At 55.8% G+C, this 16,087-nt stretch carries 25 protein-coding genes; all 25 read left to right on the top strand.

The window, feature by feature from the left end; translation table 11 throughout:
* Nucleotides 1–29 precede the first annotated feature (29 nt).
* The 25 genes from fusA (at nucleotide 30) to ACFCXQ_RS12335 (ending at nucleotide 16,079) form a co-directional block, all read left to right on the top strand.
* Nucleotides 30–2,159 (top strand): elongation factor G, encoded by a 2,130-nt coding sequence (fusA, locus tag ACFCXQ_RS12455; RefSeq protein ID WP_379551038.1) that lies wholly within the window; start codon nucleotides 30–32, stop codon nucleotides 2,157–2,159.
* A 91-nt stretch (nucleotides 2,160–2,250) separates the two neighbouring features.
* Nucleotides 2,251–3,426, top strand: a complete 1,176-nt coding sequence (gene tuf / locus ACFCXQ_RS12450) for an elongation factor Tu (RefSeq protein WP_379551036.1) — start codon at nucleotides 2,251–2,253, stop codon at nucleotides 3,424–3,426.
* 319 nt (nucleotides 3,427–3,745) lie between these two features.
* Nucleotides 3,746–4,057: a 30S ribosomal protein S10 gene (rpsJ, locus tag ACFCXQ_RS12445; RefSeq protein ID WP_086436159.1), complete on the top strand. Its 312-nt coding sequence runs from the start codon at nucleotides 3,746–3,748 to the stop codon at nucleotides 4,055–4,057.
* A 302-nt stretch (nucleotides 4,058–4,359) separates the two neighbouring features.
* The gene (rplC, locus tag ACFCXQ_RS12440) at nucleotides 4,360–5,205 is read left to right on the top strand and encodes a 50S ribosomal protein L3 (protein ID WP_379551034.1); all 846 of its coding nucleotides are present in this window, start codon (nucleotides 4,360–4,362) and stop codon (nucleotides 5,203–5,205) included.
* Between the two features lie 3 nt (nucleotides 5,206–5,208).
* Entirely contained in the window at nucleotides 5,209–5,847 is a 639-nt protein-coding gene (gene rplD / locus ACFCXQ_RS12435; protein ID WP_379551032.1) for a 50S ribosomal protein L4, read from the top strand.
* Nucleotides 5,847–6,158, top strand: a complete 312-nt coding sequence (locus ACFCXQ_RS12430) for a 50S ribosomal protein L23 (RefSeq protein WP_379551030.1) — start codon at nucleotides 5,847–5,849, stop codon at nucleotides 6,156–6,158. Before rplD ends, ACFCXQ_RS12430 begins: the two co-directional genes overlap by 1 nt.
* Entirely contained in the window at nucleotides 6,158–6,994 is an 837-nt protein-coding gene (gene rplB, locus ACFCXQ_RS12425; RefSeq protein ID WP_379551028.1) for a 50S ribosomal protein L2, read from the top strand. Before ACFCXQ_RS12430 ends, rplB begins: the two co-directional genes overlap by 1 nt.
* A gap of 6 nt (nucleotides 6,995–7,000) precedes the next feature.
* Nucleotides 7,001–7,276: a 30S ribosomal protein S19 gene (gene rpsS, locus ACFCXQ_RS12420; protein WP_379551026.1), complete on the top strand. Its 276-nt coding sequence runs from the start codon at nucleotides 7,001–7,003 to the stop codon at nucleotides 7,274–7,276.
* Nucleotides 7,276–7,653: a 50S ribosomal protein L22 gene (rplV, locus tag ACFCXQ_RS12415; protein ID WP_379551024.1), complete on the top strand. Its 378-nt coding sequence runs from the start codon at nucleotides 7,276–7,278 to the stop codon at nucleotides 7,651–7,653. The genes rpsS and rplV overlap by 1 nt, the downstream gene beginning before the upstream one ends.
* Nucleotide 7,654: 1 nt before the next feature.
* Nucleotides 7,655–8,350: a 30S ribosomal protein S3 gene (rpsC, locus tag ACFCXQ_RS12410; RefSeq protein WP_379551022.1), complete on the top strand. Its 696-nt coding sequence runs from the start codon at nucleotides 7,655–7,657 to the stop codon at nucleotides 8,348–8,350.
* A 21-nt stretch (nucleotides 8,351–8,371) separates the two neighbouring features.
* A complete protein-coding gene (rplP, locus tag ACFCXQ_RS12405; RefSeq protein ID WP_379551020.1) occupies nucleotides 8,372–8,806 on the top strand; it encodes a 50S ribosomal protein L16 in 435 nt (144 codons plus the stop codon).
* The gene (gene rpmC, locus ACFCXQ_RS12400; protein ID WP_379551018.1) at nucleotides 8,806–9,018 is read left to right on the top strand and encodes a 50S ribosomal protein L29; all 213 of its coding nucleotides are present in this window, start codon (nucleotides 8,806–8,808) and stop codon (nucleotides 9,016–9,018) included. The genes rplP and rpmC overlap by 1 nt, the downstream gene beginning before the upstream one ends.
* Nucleotides 9,019–9,028: 10 nt before the next feature.
* Nucleotides 9,029–9,328 (top strand): 30S ribosomal protein S17, encoded by a 300-nt coding sequence (gene rpsQ, locus ACFCXQ_RS12395; protein WP_379551016.1) that lies wholly within the window; start codon nucleotides 9,029–9,031, stop codon nucleotides 9,326–9,328.
* A gap of 80 nt (nucleotides 9,329–9,408) precedes the next feature.
* Nucleotides 9,409–9,777 carry a 50S ribosomal protein L14 gene (gene rplN, locus ACFCXQ_RS12390; RefSeq protein WP_379551014.1) on the top strand — a complete coding sequence of 123 codons (369 nt, stop codon included), beginning with the start codon at nucleotides 9,409–9,411 and terminating at the stop codon, nucleotides 9,775–9,777.
* The gene (gene rplX, locus ACFCXQ_RS12385) at nucleotides 9,777–10,097 is read left to right on the top strand and encodes a 50S ribosomal protein L24 (protein WP_379551012.1); all 321 of its coding nucleotides are present in this window, start codon (nucleotides 9,777–9,779) and stop codon (nucleotides 10,095–10,097) included. The genes rplN and rplX overlap by 1 nt, the downstream gene beginning before the upstream one ends.
* Nucleotides 10,090–10,671: a 50S ribosomal protein L5 gene (gene rplE / locus ACFCXQ_RS12380; protein WP_379551010.1), complete on the top strand. Its 582-nt coding sequence runs from the start codon at nucleotides 10,090–10,092 to the stop codon at nucleotides 10,669–10,671. The genes rplX and rplE overlap by 8 nt, the downstream gene beginning before the upstream one ends.
* Before the next feature lie 28 nt (nucleotides 10,672–10,699).
* The gene (gene rpsN, locus ACFCXQ_RS12375; protein ID WP_379551008.1) at nucleotides 10,700–11,005 is read left to right on the top strand and encodes a 30S ribosomal protein S14; all 306 of its coding nucleotides are present in this window, start codon (nucleotides 10,700–10,702) and stop codon (nucleotides 11,003–11,005) included.
* Nucleotides 11,006–11,016: 11 nt separating this feature from the next.
* Nucleotides 11,017–11,412, top strand: coding sequence for a 30S ribosomal protein S8 (gene rpsH, locus ACFCXQ_RS12370; protein ID WP_379551006.1), 396 nt, complete (start codon nucleotides 11,017–11,019; stop codon nucleotides 11,410–11,412).
* Complete coding sequence (rplF, locus tag ACFCXQ_RS12365; RefSeq protein WP_379551005.1) at nucleotides 11,412–11,945, top strand: 50S ribosomal protein L6; 534 nt, start codon at nucleotides 11,412–11,414, stop codon at nucleotides 11,943–11,945. The genes rpsH and rplF overlap by 1 nt, the downstream gene beginning before the upstream one ends.
* Before the next feature lies 1 nt (nucleotide 11,946).
* Nucleotides 11,947–12,291, top strand: a complete 345-nt coding sequence (rplR, locus tag ACFCXQ_RS12360) for a 50S ribosomal protein L18 (RefSeq protein WP_379551004.1) — start codon at nucleotides 11,947–11,949, stop codon at nucleotides 12,289–12,291.
* Nucleotides 12,291–13,139, top strand: coding sequence for a 30S ribosomal protein S5 (rpsE, locus tag ACFCXQ_RS12355; RefSeq protein ID WP_379554660.1), 849 nt, complete (start codon nucleotides 12,291–12,293; stop codon nucleotides 13,137–13,139). Before rplR ends, rpsE begins: the two co-directional genes overlap by 1 nt.
* Nucleotides 13,140–13,145: 6 nt before the next feature.
* The gene (gene rpmD / locus ACFCXQ_RS12350; RefSeq protein WP_379551003.1) at nucleotides 13,146–13,331 is read left to right on the top strand and encodes a 50S ribosomal protein L30; all 186 of its coding nucleotides are present in this window, start codon (nucleotides 13,146–13,148) and stop codon (nucleotides 13,329–13,331) included.
* Between the two features lie 83 nt (nucleotides 13,332–13,414).
* A complete protein-coding gene (rplO, locus tag ACFCXQ_RS12345; protein ID WP_379551001.1) occupies nucleotides 13,415–13,906 on the top strand; it encodes a 50S ribosomal protein L15 in 492 nt (163 codons plus the stop codon).
* A gap of 116 nt (nucleotides 13,907–14,022) precedes the next feature.
* The gene (gene secY, locus ACFCXQ_RS12340) at nucleotides 14,023–15,390 is read left to right on the top strand and encodes a preprotein translocase subunit SecY (protein ID WP_379550999.1); all 1,368 of its coding nucleotides are present in this window, start codon (nucleotides 14,023–14,025) and stop codon (nucleotides 15,388–15,390) included.
* A 44-nt stretch (nucleotides 15,391–15,434) separates the two neighbouring features.
* Nucleotides 15,435–16,079: an adenylate kinase gene (locus tag ACFCXQ_RS12335; RefSeq protein WP_379550997.1), complete on the top strand. Its 645-nt coding sequence runs from the start codon at nucleotides 15,435–15,437 to the stop codon at nucleotides 16,077–16,079.
* The last annotated feature ends 8 nt before the right edge of the window (nucleotides 16,080–16,087 follow it).

The following is a 16,087-nucleotide window of genomic DNA, read 5'->3' as shown; positions in this document are numbered from 1 at the left end:
GGGGGCATCCCCCTCATGGAGATTTGAACATGGCACGCGAGTATCCGCTAGAGCGTTACCGCAACATCGGCATCATGGCGCACATTGATGCTGGTAAAACGACCACTACAGAGCGCATTCTGTATTACACGGGTAAATCCTACAAAATCGGCGAAGTGCATGATGGCGCGGCGACGATGGACTGGATGGAGCAAGAGCAGGAGCGTGGGATCACGATCACGTCTGCTGCGACGACCTGTTTCTGGAACCCGGAAGATCCGACGATGGATCCAAAGGGCGACCCGAAAGAGCTGCGCAAGACGCCTGAGCACCGGATCAACATTATTGATACGCCGGGCCACGTTGACTTCACCATCGAGGTTGAGCGTTCTTTGCGGGTGCTTGACGGCGCGGTTGCGTGTTTTGACGGTGTGGCCGGTGTTGAGCCTCAGTCCGAGACCGTATGGCGCCAGGCCGATAAGTACAAAGTTCCACGCATGTGCTTCATCAACAAGCTGGACCGCACGGGCGCAGACTTTAAGTACTGCGTGAATTCGATCATCGAGCGTCTAGGTGCGACACCTGCCGTTCTGTATCTCCCAATCGGTATTGAAGGCAGCCTTTCAGGTCTTGTTGACCTGGTGAATCAGCGTTCGATCAATTGGAAGAACGAAGATCTCGGCGCGGAATACGTCTATGGCGATATTCCTGAGGACATGGCTGACGAAGCTGCGGAATACCGCGAGAAGCTGATCGAGCTTGCTGTTGAGCAAGACGATGACGTTATGGAAGCCTATCTGGAAGGCACAGAGCCTGATGCAGTTACGCTGAAGAAGCTGATCCGTAAGGGCACGCTCAACCAGAGCTTTGTTCCCGTGCTGTGCGGCTCTGCGTTTAAGAACAAGGGCGTTCAGCCTCTGCTTGACGCGGTTGTCGATTACATGCCGAGCCCGCTCGACGTGGACGCGATTAAAGGCGTTAAGCCTGACAGCGATGAAGAAGACGAGCGCGCATCTGACGACGCGGTGCCGTTCGCGGCGCTGGCGTTTAAAGTCATGAACGATCCTTTCGTGGGCTCGCTCACCTTTACCCGCATCTATTCTGGCGAACTGACCAAAGGCACTGTCCTGAACTCTGTGAAGGGCAAGAAGGAAAAGATCGGCCGTATTCTGGAGATGCACTCCAATGACCGTAAGGACATTGAAGAGGCATTCGCTGGCGATATCGTTGCTCTTGCCGGCATGAAAGCGACCACCACTGGTGACACGCTTTGTGATCCTGCGCACCCTATCGTGCTTGAGCGGATGGAATTCCCGGATCCGGTTATCGAGCTGTCCGTGGAGCCTAAGACCAAAGCTGACCAAGAGAAGATGGGCGTTGCGCTTAATCGTCTGGCAGCTGAAGATCCAAGCTTCCGCGTGACGACTGACCACGAAAGCGGTCAGACGATCATCAAAGGCATGGGCGAGCTTCACCTCGACATTCTCGTCGATCGTATGAAGCGCGAGTTCAAGGTCGAAGCAAACGTTGGTGCGCCTCAGGTGGCATATCGCGAATCGCTGGGCCGTGAAATCGACGTTGATTACACCCACAAGAAGCAGTCGGGTGGTACCGGGCAATTTGCCCGCGCCAAGGCGACCTTCACACCGGGTGAGCGCGGTCAGGGCATCGTCTTTGAAGACAGCATTAAGGGCGGTAACATTCCGAAGGAATACATCCCGTCGCTTGAGAAGGGCATCCGCGAGCAAGCCGATAGCGGCTATCTCATCGGCTTCCCGATCATCGATTTCACGATCCACCTGACAGACGGCGCGTTCCACGATGTCGACTCGTCAACCGTGGCTTTTGAAATCTGCGGCAAGGGCGCAATGCGTGAGGCTGCCGAGCGCGGCGGCATCAAGCTGCTTGAGCCTGTGATGAAGGTCGAAGTTGTCACACCTGAGGATTACCTCGGCGATGTGATTGGCGACCTTAACTCACGGCGCGGTCAGATCCAGGGAACGGACAGCCGCGGCAACGCTCAAGCGGTCGATGCATTCGTCCCACTGGCGAACATGTTCGGTTATGTGAACGAGCTACGCTCTTTCACTCAGGGCCGTGCGCAATACACAATGCAGTTCAGTCACTATGAAGAAGTGCCTGCAAGCGTTGCACAGGAAGTCAAAGAGAAGCTTGCGTAAGCGAGCTTCCCGGTCTAGGGGCGGCGCCACATTTGCTGGGGCCGCCGCCCTTACAAACACAATACCATTTCAGACAGAGGTTATTTGAGTAATGGCTAAGGAAAAATTTGAGCGGAACAAGCCGCACTGCAACATCGGCACTATCGGTCACGTTGACCACGGTAAGACGACGTTGACTGCGGCGATCACCAAGGTTCTGGGTTCAGCGGTTGATTTCGCGAACATCGACAAAGCGCCTGAAGAGCGTGAGCGCGGCATCACTATCTCAACGGCGCACGTTGAATATGAAACTGACAACCGTCACTACGCACACGTCGACTGCCCGGGTCACGCTGACTATGTTAAGAACATGATCACTGGCGCGGCGCAAATGGACGGCGCTATTCTGGTTGTGAACGCAGCTGACGGCCCAATGCCACAAACGCGCGAGCACATCCTGCTTGCTCGTCAGGTTGGTGTTCCGGCTCTCGTTGTTTACATGAACAAGGTTGACCAGGTCGACGACGAAGAACTGCTTGAGCTCGTTGAGCTCGAAGTTCGCGAACTGCTTTCAAGCTACGACTTTGACGGCGACAACATCGCCATCGTTAAGGGCTCAGCTCTTGCTGCTCTTGAAGGTCGTGACCCTGAAATCGGTGAAAACTCGATCAAGGAACTCATGGAAGCTGTTGATGCGAACATCCCGCAGCCTGAGCGTCCAGTCGATCAAGACTTCCTGATGCCAATCGAGGACGTGTTCTCGATCTCAGGTCGCGGTACTGTTGTGACAGGCCGTATTGAAACCGGCGTTGTGAACGTTGGCGACGAAGTTGAAATCGTTGGCATCAAGGAAACTGGCAAGACTACGGTCACCGGTGTTGAAATGTTCCGCAAGCTGCTTGATCGCGGTGAAGCAGGCGACAACGTTGGTGCGCTTATTCGCGGTGTTGGCCGTGAAGAAGTTGAGCGTGGTCAGGTTCTCGCAAAGCCCGGTTCGGTTACGCCGCACACCGAGTTCAGTGCAGAAGTTTACGTCCTGTCAAAGGACGAGGGTGGCCGTCACACGCCGTTCTTCGCAAACTACCGTCCTCAGTTCTACTTCCGTACAACTGACGTGACCGGTGAAGTTGTTCTGCCAGAAGGCACCGAGATGGTTATGCCTGGCGACAACGTAACGATCGACGTTAAGCTGATCGCACCGATCGCTATGGACGAAGGTCTGCGCTTCGCGATCCGCGAAGGCGGCCGTACGGTTGGCTCAGGCGTGGTTTCTAAAATCACCAAGTAAGTCTTTGCTCTCGCAAGAGAGCGAATGATCAAATTGAGGCCCGGTTCTCCGAAAGGAGTGCCGGGCCCTTTTTATGAGAGCGTGTGATGTGTTTGCCGCAGCCGATCAATCGTTGGAATGACGAGGGAATTCCCTTCATTTCAGGGGTTGTCAGAATGGCAGTCCGAACGTATACGCGCGGTCCAGAGCAGAGGATTCGTTCTCTGCAACGTAATTTTGTAAGGCCGCCCGTTCCGGTTCACCGGAGAAATAGCGGGGCAGGTCTTTTGTTTTTGAGGGATCGAAAGATCTCTTTGGCTCTTTCGCATTGGTGTAGGTAATGGAAGCTCAGAATATTCGCATTCGCTTGAAAGCGTTCGACCATCGTGTTCTCGACCAGGCAACTGGTGAGATTGCGGAGACGGCGCGCCGGACGGGTGCTCTTATTCGTGGACCCATTCCCATGCCAACGCGCATTGAGAAGTTCACCGTGAACCGCGGCCCGCACATCGACAAGAAGTCGCGCGAGCAGTTTGAGGTGCGCACCTTCAAGCGTCTGCTGGACATTGTTCAGCCAAACGCCCAAACGGTCGACGCGCTGATGAAGCTTGACCTCGCGGCAGGCGTAAACGTCGAAATCAAGCTTGCTTGATCTCGGGTGAGATAGTCCCTCTGGTGGGGCTTTAAGCTGACCAGAGAGTTTGGGGTTCTGTATGGCCCCGCAAGTCGCCAAGTCTGATTTGGCGACGGGCAAGACATAGAGATACCGCCGGAAGGGTTTATCCCGAACCGGGCTGCGTCTCCCGTCTCGCTCAAGCGGCAGCACTTGCCGCGCGAGCACTTCAGCCCGGACGGGGCGATGCATAAAATTTTGGGCTGTTGGGTGCGTCTCGCAAGAGGCGTGTCCGCAAGCACCTCGGATGGGCCGGGGTGCCTCTGTTTAGGAGTTTTACGATGCGCACAGGCGTTATCGCTAAAAAGGTTGGGATGACCCGCCTCTTCCAAGAGGACGGTCGGCACGTGCCGGTTACCGTTCTTGCGCTGGAAGATTGCCAGGTTACCTTGCACCGCACTGCTGATCGCGATGGTTATTTCGCGCTTCAACTGGGTGCCGGTGAAGCCAAGCAAAAGAATGTAAACAAGCCTCAGCGTGAAGCATTTGCGAAAGCAGAAGTTCCGCTGAAGATGAAAGTTGCTGAGTTCCGCGTAGACAGTGAAGAAGGTCTTCTTCCTGTTGGTTCGCGCATTTCTGCTGAGCACTTCCTAGCTGGTCAAAAGGTCGACATCACCGGTCACACGCAGGGTAAAGGCTTTGCCGGCGCTATGAAGCGTTGGGGCTTTGGTGGTTTGCGCGCGACGCACGGCGTTTCGATCTCTCACCGTTCGCATGGTTCGACGGGTAACCGTCAGGATCCGGGCCGCGTGTTTAAGGGCAAGAAGATGGCTGGTCACATGGGTGACCGTCAGCGCACGCAGCAAAACCTCGAGATCGTCCGTACGGATGCTGATCGCGGCCTGCTCTTCGTGAAGGGTTCTGTGCCGGGCTCGAAGAATGGCTGGCTGCTGGTTCGCGACTCGGTGAAGCTGAAACTGCCTGATGATCTGCCGTTCCCTGGCGTGGTTATCGATACCGCTGCTCCGCAGAACGACACCGAGGCACCTGCTGCTCCAGTTGAAGAGACTGCGACACCGGTTGAGGCGGAAGCCGCACCGGCGGAGGCTCCTGCTGAAACGCCAGCTGCTGAGAGTGAGGCACCTGCTGCTGACGCTCCTGCCAGCGACGAAAATAAGGAGGGCTGATCCATGAAGGTGAAGGTCCAAAAAATCGACGGTAAGGCGTCAGGCGACATTACGCTGAACGATGCCGTGTTCGGTGTTGAGCCGCGTGCTGACATCCTGCACCGTGTTGTAACATGGCAGCTTGAAAATCGCCGTGCGACCGCTCGTCCGACGCGTGAGCGTTCCGACGTTGCCCGCACCGGTAAGAAGTTCGGTAATCAGAAGGGTTCTGGCGGCGCACGTCACGGTGCTCGTTCTGCTCCGATCTTTATTGGCGGCGGTAAAGCGCACGGTGCTCGCAAGCGTGATTTTAATCAGTCGCTTAATAAGAAGATCCGCGCACTGGGTCTTAAGATGGCGCTTTCGAGTAAAGCGAAAGAGGGCCTTGTGGTCGTCGATACGCTTGATCTGAAGGACGCCAAAACCAAGGCGCTTAAAGGTCATTTTGATAAGGCTGGTTTTGACGGCAAAGTGCTGTTCATTGATGGCGAGAGCGTAAACGAAGGCTTCAAGAAAGCCGCTGGCAACTTGCCAGGTGTGAACGTGATCCCGGCGATGGGTGCCAATGTCTACGACATCCTGAAGCACGACACGCTGGTCCTTACCAAGGATGCTGTCGAAAAGCTTGAGGCACGTTTTGCCCTCTCGGGAGGAGCTAAATAATGGCTAAAAAGCAGGAAATAGATTCGCGTCACTATGACGTGATCCTCGCGCCCCACATTACTGAGAAGTCGACGCTGGCTTCTGAGTATAATGCGGTGGTGTTCAAGGTTGCAGGTGATGCGACCAAGCCGCAGATCAAGGAAGCTGTAGAAGCAATCTACAGCACTAAGGTCACCGGCGTGAACACGATCAATGTGAAGGGCAAGACCAAGCGCTGGAAGGGTAAACCTTACAAGCGCAACGACGTGAAAAAAGCGATTGTGACCCTTGCAGAAGGCGAGTCAGTCGACATCACGGAAGGTGTGAGCTGATGGCACTCAAGAATTTCAGACCAACAAGCCCGGCGCGCCGCGGCCTTATTCTGGTCGACAAGTCTGGCCTCTATAAAGGCAAGCCGGTCAAGTCGCTGGTTGAAGGCAAGCGCAAGACCGGTGGCCGCAACAATAAAGGCCATGTGACATCACGCGGCATTGGCGGCGGTCACAAGCAGAAGTATCGCTTCGTCGACTTCAAGCGCCGCAAATGGGACGTTGAAGGCACGATTGAGCGGATCGAGTATGACCCGAACCGCACGGCTTTCATCGCGCTGATCAAATATGCTGACGATGAGCTTGCTTACATCCTGTGTCCGCAGCGTGTTAGCGTTGGCGACAAGGTTATCGCCGGTGAGAAGGTCGATACGAAGCCTGGTAATGCTATGCTTCTCGGTCAAATGCCGGTTGGTACGATCTGTCACAATGTTGAAATGAAGCCGGGCAAGGGCGGTCAAATCGCTCGCGCTGCAGGTTCTTATGTTCAACTCGTTGGCCGTGATCGCGGCATGGTGATGGTTCGTTTGAACAGCGGTGAGCAGCGTTACATCCGCTCTGATTGCATGGGCACAGTTGGCGCGGTTTCAAACCCTGACAACCAGAACCAAAACCTGGGTAAGGCTGGCCGTCGCCGCTGGATGGGCGTTAAGCCGCTCACACGCGGTGTTGCAAAGAACCCGGTAGATCACCCTCACGGCGGCGGTGAAGGCCGCACTAGCGGTGGTCGTCATCCAGTGACGCCTTGGGGCAAGCCTACGAAGGGCGCCCGTACTCGTAAGAACAAGCAGACGGACAAAATGATCATCCGTTCGCGTCACGCCAAGAAGAAGAGGTAATCCGACATGGCACGTTCCGTCTGGAAAGGTCCGTTTGTCGAACTCAGCCTTCTTAAGAAGGCAGAGGACGCACAGGAGGCGAGCAGCACTAAGCCGATCAAAACTTGGTCGCGCCGCAGCACAATCCTGCCGCAATTCGTTGGCCTGACGTTCAACGTTTATAACGGCAACAAGTTCATTCCCGTCTCTGTTTCGGAAGAAATGGTCGGTCACAAGCTCGGTGAATTCGCGCCTACGCGTTCGTTCCCCGGCCACGCTGCCGACAAGAAGGGTAAGCGATAATGGGCAAGGCAAAATCACCACGCCGGGTCGCCGATAACGAGGCGCTTGCTGTAGGAACCTCGATCCGGGGTTCTGCGCAAAAGCTTAACCTCGTTGCTGAGCAAATCCGCGGCAAGAAGGCTGAGGAAGCACTGAACATTCTCTCGTTCTCGAAAAAGGCAATGGCCAAGGATGCGACGAAGGTGCTCGCCTCTGCCATCGCCAATGCGGAGAATAACCACAATCTCGACGTCGACGCGCTCGTCGTTGCTGAGGCTTCGGTTGGCAAGTCGATTACTATGAAGCGGTTCCACACACGTGGCCGCGGCAAATCGACCCGCATCCTGAAGCCATTCAGCAAGCTGCGCATCGTGGTTCGCGAAGAAGAAGAGGCGTAAGATGGGTCAGAAGAGTAATCCGATCGGTCTGCGCCTGCAGATCAACCGCACTTGGGATAGCCGCTGGTACGCTGAAGGGCGTGATTATGCGGGCCTGCTCAAGGAAGACATTGAGATCCGCAAGTACATCCTCGAAACCGTGCCACAGGCCGCGATTTCCAAGGTTGTGATTGAGCGTCCGGCGAAACTTTGCCGTATCTCAATCTACGCGGCTCGTCCTGGTGTTATCATCGGTAAGAAGGGCGCAGACATTGAAAAGCTGCGCTCGAAACTTGCTTCGATGACTGACAGCGAAGTGAAGCTGAACATTGTTGAGATCCGCAAGCCGGAAGTCGACGCGAAGCTCGTTGCGCAAGGCATTGCTGATCAGCTGATCCGCCGAGTTGCCTTCCGCCGCGCCATGAAGCGTGCGATGCAGTCGGCTATGCGTCTGGGTGCTGAAGGCATCAAGATCGTATGCGGCGGTCGTTTGGGCGGAGCGGAAATCGCCCGCGTTGAGCAATACCGCGAAGGCCGTGTTCCATTGCATACTCTGCGTGCGAACATCGACTATGCCGAAACTGAGGCACTGACCGCTTACGGCATCATTGGCATCAAGGTTTGGGTCTTCAAAGGTGAGATCCTCGGCCATGATCCAACCGCGCAAGATCGCCTGATGATGGAATCGCAAACATCTGGCGTGCGCCCAGCGCGCTAATTGCAGGATTAGGGAAAAACCATGCTGCAACCGAAAAAAACCAAGTATCGCAAAGCCTTCAAGGGCAAGATCAAGGGCGACGCCAAGGGCGGCACGACTTTGAACTTCGGGTCATATGGTCTGAAAGCTCTTGAGCCTGAGCGTATCACCGCACGTCAAATCGAAGCGGCTCGCCGCGCGATTACACGTCACATGCGCCGTCAGGGCCGTCTTTGGATCCGTGTGTTCCCAGACGTTCCTGTTTCAAAGAAGCCTGCTGAAGTCCGTCAGGGTAAAGGCAAGGGTTCGGTCGAATATTGGGCAGCTCGCGTAAAGCCGGGCCGCATCCTGTTTGAACTCGACGGTGTCCCTGGACCGCTTGCCGCAGAAGCTTTCGAGCGTGCTGCGATGAAGCTGCCGATCAAGACCAAGGTTGTTGCTCGTTTGGGTGACACCTCGCACCTGGGGGGCGAATGATGGCTAAAACTGAAGATCTGCGTCAGAAAACTGACGATCAGCTGTCTGAAGAGATGACTTCGCTGAAGCGCGAGCAGTTTAACCTGCGCTTTCAGGCGGCGACAAACCAGCTTGAAGCGCCAGCTCGCATCCGCGAAGTGCGCCGCACGATCGCTAAGATCAAAACGCTGCAGAATGAGCGCGCGAAAGCGGCTCAAACGGCTAAGGCGTAAGGAGTAGACCATGCCCAAGCGTATTCTGATCGGGACCGTCACTTCTGACAAGACCGACAAGACTGTGACCGTGAAGGTCGAGCGTAAGGTTAAGCACCCGCTTTACGGGAAGATTATCCGCCGCTCGAAGAAGTATCACGCTCACGACGAAAAGAACGAGTTTAACCTCGGTGATACCGTGCGGATTGAGGAGACCAAACCGATCTCTAAGACCAAGACCTGGATTGTAAAAGACCGGGTTGTCGCGGGCGGTACGCAAGCGGTTGAAGCCGACCTTGAAGTTGAGGCGGCAGCAGCCAGCACGAGCTAAGAGTTTTCCCGGCCATTGGTCGGGTTGAGTTAGGAACTGCCAGACTGGTTCTGGCAAGCCAATGAGAAGGAACCGGATCAATGATCCAGATGCAATCCAATCTCGACGTGGCGGACAACAGCGGCGCCAAGCGCGTTCAGTGCATTAAAGTACTGGGCGGCTCGAAACGCCGGACCGCCAGCGTTGGGGACGTGATCGTGGTTTCCGTCAAGGAAGCCCAGCCGCGCGGCAAGGTGAAGAAGGGCGATGTCCATCGCGCTGTCATCGTGCGCACTCGCAAAGAAGTTCGTCGTCAAGACGGCAGCGTCATTCGCTTCGACAGCAATGCTGCTGTTCTGGTGAATAAGAGCGAAGAGCCACTTGGCACTCGTATCTTTGGGCCTGTTGTGCGCGAACTTCGCGGCCGCGGCTTCATGAAGATCATTTCGCTCGCGCCGGAGGTGCTGTGATGTCTGCTGCTAAGATCAAAAAAGGCGACACCGTCGTTGTGCTGTCCGGTAAGGACAAGGGCCGCAGCGGTACTGTTTCCAAGGTCATGCCGAAAGATGGCAAGGTCGTTGTTGAGGGCATCAATGTTGCTGCTCGTCACCGCAAGCCGAGCCAAGAAAACCCGCAAGGCGGCATCGACCGGTTCCCGGCACCGATGCACATGTCAAAGGTTGCTGTGGCAGATCCAAAAGATGGCAAGCCCACCCGCGTCCGCTTTGAAGAAAAAGGCGGCAAGAAGGTGCGTGTAGCTGTAAAGTCAGGGGAGACTATCGATGGCTGATTATACCCCACGCATGAAGACTCGTTATGAAGACGAGATCGTCAAGGCGATGACAGAGAAATTCGGTTATCCGAACCGTTTTGCGGTTCCGAAGATCGAGAAAATCACCCTGAATATGGGTGTAGGCGAAGCAAGTCAGGACAAGAAGAAAGTCGCGACTGCTGCTGAGGAAATGGCACTGATTGCCGGCCAAAAGCCAGTGATCACCAAGGCCAAGAAATCGATCGCTCAGTTCAAGCTGCGCGAAGGCATGCCAATCGGTTGTAAGGTTACCTTGCGCCGTGAGCGGATGTATGAGTTCCTCGATCGTCTTATCACCGTTGCAATGCCACGTATCCGCGATTTCCGCGGCCTGAACCCGAAAAGCTTCGACGGGCGCGGCAATTATTCAATGGGCATGAAAGAACAAATCGTCTTTCCCGAAATCTCGTACGACAAGATCGACGCGGTTCGCGGGCTCGACATCATCGTAACCACCACGGCGCAAACTGACGCTGAAGCAAAAGAATTGCTTCGTCTGTTCGGTTTCCCGTTCCCCGCTGAAGAGCAGGGTGAGGCAAAGGAAGCGGCGTGAAGCCGCTAGTGAAAGGAACTTAAGTCCAATGGCGAAACTGAGTTCGATCAATAAGAATGAGCGTCGCAAGAAGCTCGTCAAGCAGTACGCTGCGAAGTACGAGAAACTGAAAGCGATTGCGAATGACAAGACGCTGGACGAGTCCGAGCGCCTGATCGCACGTCTCAAGATGGCGGAACTGCCACGCAACGCTAACCCGACGCGTGTGCGCAACCGCTGTGCTACAACCGGCCGCCCGCGCGGCTATTACCGTAAGTTCGGCATCAACCGCATTGAACTGCGCAACCTTGGTAACAAGGGCCTGATCCCAGGCCTTACCAAGTCGAGCTGGTGAGGATCTGATAGATGGCTATGACCGATCCACTGGGTGATATGCTCACCCGTATCCGCAACGGACAGCAAGCGAAGAAGGACTCCGTCCTTTCGCCTGCTTCTACGCTGCGCGCAAATGTTCTCGAAGTGCTTCAGCGTGAAGGCTACATCCGTGGCTTTAGCGAAGACGAGAGCGGCAAGCACAAAGCGCTGCGGATTGAACTGAAATATTTCGAAGGCGAACCTGCGATCAAGCATGTTAGCCGCGTCTCCAAGCCTGGCCGCCGTGTCTATTCGGGTTCGAAAGAACTCCCGACCGTGCGCAATGGCCTTGGCATCACCATCGTTTCGACACCGAAGGGTGTGCTTTCCGACGTGGAAGCGCGCACAGAGAACGTCGGCGGTGAAGTGCTGGCGGAGGTATTCTGATGAGCCGTATTGGTAAGAAACCGGTTGCGATCCCAAGCGGGGTTGAAGCCAAGATCGAAGGCAAGACGCTTTCAGTGAAAGGCCCCAAGGGCACGCTGACGCTCGGCCTGTCTGATCTGATCGACTACAAGGTCGAGGGTGACGAGATCCAGGTGAACCCGGCCAACGATACGAAAACCGCACGTTCCTATTGGGGCATGCAGCGGACGCTCGTTTCCAACCTCGTTGAAGGTGTGACCGATGGGTTCTCCAAGACGCTGGAAATCTCAGGTGTTGGTTATCGTGCGCAGGCGCAGGGCAAGAAGCTCAAGCTTCAGCTCGGCTTTAGCCACGACGTTGACATTGATGTGCCGGAAGGGATCGAGGTCAAGTGCCCCGATCAGACAACCGTAATCATCAGCGGTATCGACAAGCAGGCCGTTGGTCAGCTCGCCGCAGAAATCCGCCGCTGGCGCAAGCCTGAGCCTTACAAGGGCAAGGGCATCAAGTACCAAGGCGAATATGTCTTCCGCAAGGAAGGGAAGAAGAAGTAAGATGGCTAAGCTTTCTCTATTTGAACGCCGCCGCCGCCGTGTCCGCACGGCGCTTCGTAAGCGTGCTGGCGATAAGCCTCGTTTGTCTGTGCATCGCACGGGCCGTCACATCTATGCGCAAATCATCAATGATGGTGACGGGCGTACAGTGGCTGCTGCATCTACGCTGGGCGCGAAGAAGTCTGGCGCGAATGTCGATGCTGCTACGCAAGTGGGCAAGGACATTGCGAGCGCAGCCAAGAAGGCTGGCGTGACCACTGTCGTGTTCGATCGCGGCGGGTTCCTGTTTCATGGCCGCGTGAAAGCGCTGGCCGATGCCGCCCGTGAAGGCGGGCTGGAGTTCTGATTATGGCTGACGAAAAGAAAACCCCAGAGGCAGAAGCTACGCCAACCGAAGGTGTACCTGCAGAGGCGGCGAAGGCTGAAGAAACAGCTGCACCTGCTGCTGAGGCGGCGGCTACTCCTGAGGCGGCTCCGGCTGCTACAGAAGAAAAGCCTGCGGAAGCAGCGCCTGCTGCCGACGCGAAGACTGAACAGCCACAGCAAGGCGGTGGTCGTGGTCGTGGCGGAAACAATCGTGGCGGTAACCGCGACGGTGGTGGCCGTGGTCGCGGTCGTGGAGGCCGTGATGGTGGCCGCGGGCGCCGTGAAGAAGAAGATGATGGCATCATCGAGAAGCTCGTTCACATCAACCGCGTCTCCAAGACCGTAAAGGGCGGTAAGCGCTTTGGTTTTGCGGCGCTCGTTGTTGTTGGCGACGGTTCAGGCCGCGTCGGCTTCGGTCACGGTAAAGCGCGCGAAGTTCCAGAGGCGATCAGTAAGGCAACCGCCGCCGCACGCAAGAAGATGGTTCGCGTTCCTTTGAAAGAAGGCCGCACGCTGCACCATGATGCCAAGGGCCGTTTCGGCGCAGGTAAAGTCACCGTGCGCACAGCGCCTCCGGGCACCGGCATCATCGCTGGTGGTCCAATGCGTGCCGTGTTTGAAAGCCTGGGTGTTGCAGACGTTGTGACCAAATCGGTCGGTTCGTCCAATCCGTACAACATGATCCGCGCCACATTTGATGCGTTGACCAATCAGACTTCACCGAAGTCTGTGGCTCAGCGCCGCGGCAAGAAGGTTGCTGACCTGCTTGGCCGTGGTGGTGCTAGCGAAGCTGAGGCTCAGGCCGACGCTGCAGCAGTTGTGGAGTAAGACAAGATGGCTGCTACAAAGACTATCAAAATCAAGCAGATCGGTTCGCCGATCCGTCGTCCCGAGAGCCAGCGGAAGATCCTGATTGGCCTCGGTCTGAACAAGATGCACAAAGTTGTTGAAGTTCAGGATACGCCGGAAACACGCGGTGCGATTGCGAAGCTTCCCCACATGGTGGAAGTTGTAAGCTAACCTAAATTTTTTGAGTGTCTCGGGGACTTTGTTGGTTCGCGAGCATTCAAAGCGCGAAGCAAAGCGAAAGCGAGTGCAATATTATGAAACTGAATGATCTCCGCGATAATGCCGGTGCCCGCAAAACCCGTCTCCGCAAGGGACGCGGTATTGGTTCCGGCAAAGGTAAAACCGCAGCGCGCGGCCAAAAGGGCCAAAAGAGCCGCTCCGGTGTTGCCATCAAGGGCTTTGAAGGCGGCCAGATGCCACTTCACATGCGTCTGCCAAAGCGCGGGTTTAACAACCCGTTCGGTAAGGATTTTGCTGAGGTAAACCTTGGCATGGTGCAAAAGTTCATCGACGCCAAGAAGCTCGACGGCAAAAAGGTCGTTGACCACGAAGCGCTGAAGGCTGCTGGCCTTGCACGCGGCGGCAAAGACGGCGTGCGGCTGCTCGGCAAGGGCGAACTCAAAGCCCAGGTCAAGTTCAAGGTTGCTGGTGCGTCGAAGGGCGCCGTGGAAGCCGTTGAAAAAGCTGGCGGTTCGGTCGAAGTGACTGCGCCCAAGAAAGTACCTGCCAAGGCTGACGCTGAGTAAGCCACGCAGTCAGGGCTGGAAAAATTAGGGCGAGGGGTTCGACATTCGGCCCCTCGCTCCCTATTTAACCCATCCAAGCCGATTTTTCGGCTAAAGATTTGGGATCGATATAGACCATGGCTTCACGCGCCGATTCAATTGCCAGCAATATGAGCCTTGCCAATTTCGGCAAAGCCACTGAGCTCAAACAGCGTATCTGGTTCACGCTCGGGGCGCTTGTCGTGTTCCGCTTCCTCAGCTTCGTTCCGCTGCCGGGAATTAACCCGTTAGCGCTGGAAGTGCTGGCTGCGCAGACCAGCGGCGGCATTATTGACATGTTCAATATGTTCACCGGCGGGAGCCTAGAGCGGATGAGCCTCATCGCGCTCGGTGTGATGCCGTATATTACAGCGTCGATCGTGGTACAGCTTGCCTCGGCGCTGCACCCCACGCTTGCTGCTCTCAAGAAAGAGGGCACAACTGGCCGGCAAAAGCTGAACCAATACACGCGTTACGGCACGGTCTTCCTTTGCGTTATTCAAGGTTGGTTTATTGCCTCAGGACTAGAGAGCTTTGGCGCATCAACAGGTGTTCAAGCCGTTGTTGACCCCGGCGTTGCGTTCCGCATTGGCGCGGTGATCAGCCTCGTCGGCGGCACTATGTTGCTGCTTTGGCTGGGCGAGCAAATCACTGCACGCGGCATTGGTAATGGTATCTCGCTCATCATTATGGCGGGTATTGTTGCGCAGTTCCCCAGCTTTGCCTCAAACCTGTTTGAAGGCGGCCGGACTGGTTCGATCTCTGCCGGTATCATTATCGGCTTTATTGTAATGGTTATTGTGCTGATCCTGCTGATTAGCTGGGTCGAGCGTGCGCAGCGCCGTCTGCTGATCCAATACCCTAAGCGTGCTTCGCAGAACGGGATGATGCAGGCAGATCGTTCGCACCTACCGCTCAAGCTGAACACAGCCGGCGTTATTCCGCCCATTTTCGCCAGCTCATTACTGCTGCTGCCGCTGACGATCACGCAATTTGCTGGTAACTCGGTTGATACGGAAAGCGGCACGGGTTCGATCATTGTGACGCTTAATCAATATCTCGCGCATGGTCAGCCGATCTATATGACGCTTTATGCGATCGGGATCATCTTCTTCGCATTTTTCTACACCGCCGTGGTGTTTAACCCGGAAGAGACCGCTGAGAACCTCAAGAAAAATGGCGGGTTCATTCCCGGCATTCGTCCCGGCAAGCGGACTGAGGAATACCTCGACTATGTCCTCACGCGGATAACGGTTGTTGGCGCGATTTATCTGGCATTGGTTTGCGTCATTCCGGAGTATATGATCGCGCAAACAGGCATCCCGCTCTTCCTTGGCGGTACCAGCCTGCTGATTGTGGTGAACGTCACTGTGGATACTATCAGCCAAGTGCAGTCACACTTGCTTGCGCACCAGTATGATGGTCTGATCAAGAAGGCTAAGCTTAAAGGCCGCTCGCGGACTTAAGCTGCCGCTGCAATCCACGCGTTGATATTGGGGCACGTTACGCCATGGACATAATTCTGCTTGGCCCTCCGGGCGCTGGTAAAGGTACTCAGGCACAGGGGCTGGTAGAGCGCCATGGCATGGTCCAGCTCTCCACCGGAGATATGCTTCGGGCGGCCGTCAAGGCGGGCACCGACGTTGGCAAAATGGCCGACGAAATCATGAAGGCTGGCAAGCTGTTTCCAGACGAGCTTATGGCTGAGATCGTCGGAGAGCAGATGGCGCAGATCCCAGCGGAAACAGGCCTGATCTTTGATGGCTATCCTCGCACCGAGCCTCAGGCCGAATTGCTTGATGGCTTGCTTGAGAAGCAGGGCCGCAAGCTTGACCACGTGATTGAACTCGGGGTTGATGAGGATGCGCTTGTCGCGCGTATCACTGGCCGTTTTTCCTGCGCAAATTGCGGGGCACTCTATCACGATACCGCAAATCCAACGTCTCAAGAGGGCGTTTGCGACAGCTGTGGTGGCACTGAGTTTAAGCGCCGACCAGACGATAACGAGGAAACTGTGCGGCACCGGATGGGTGTGTATCGCTCGGAAACGGCCCCGATACTGCCGGGTTATGAAGCGCGCGGCATTGTGACGCGGGTTGATGGCATGGCCTCTATCGAGGATGTCGCTGCATCTCTGGATGCCATTCTGAGCTAATCTCTTGC

Source organism: Qipengyuania rhodophyticola (genome assembly GCF_042493225.1).
GTDB lineage: Bacteria > Pseudomonadota > Alphaproteobacteria > Sphingomonadales > Sphingomonadaceae > Erythrobacter.
The sequence above is the reverse complement of the archived record's forward strand: the minus strand, read 5'-3'. Positions and strand labels throughout refer to the sequence as shown.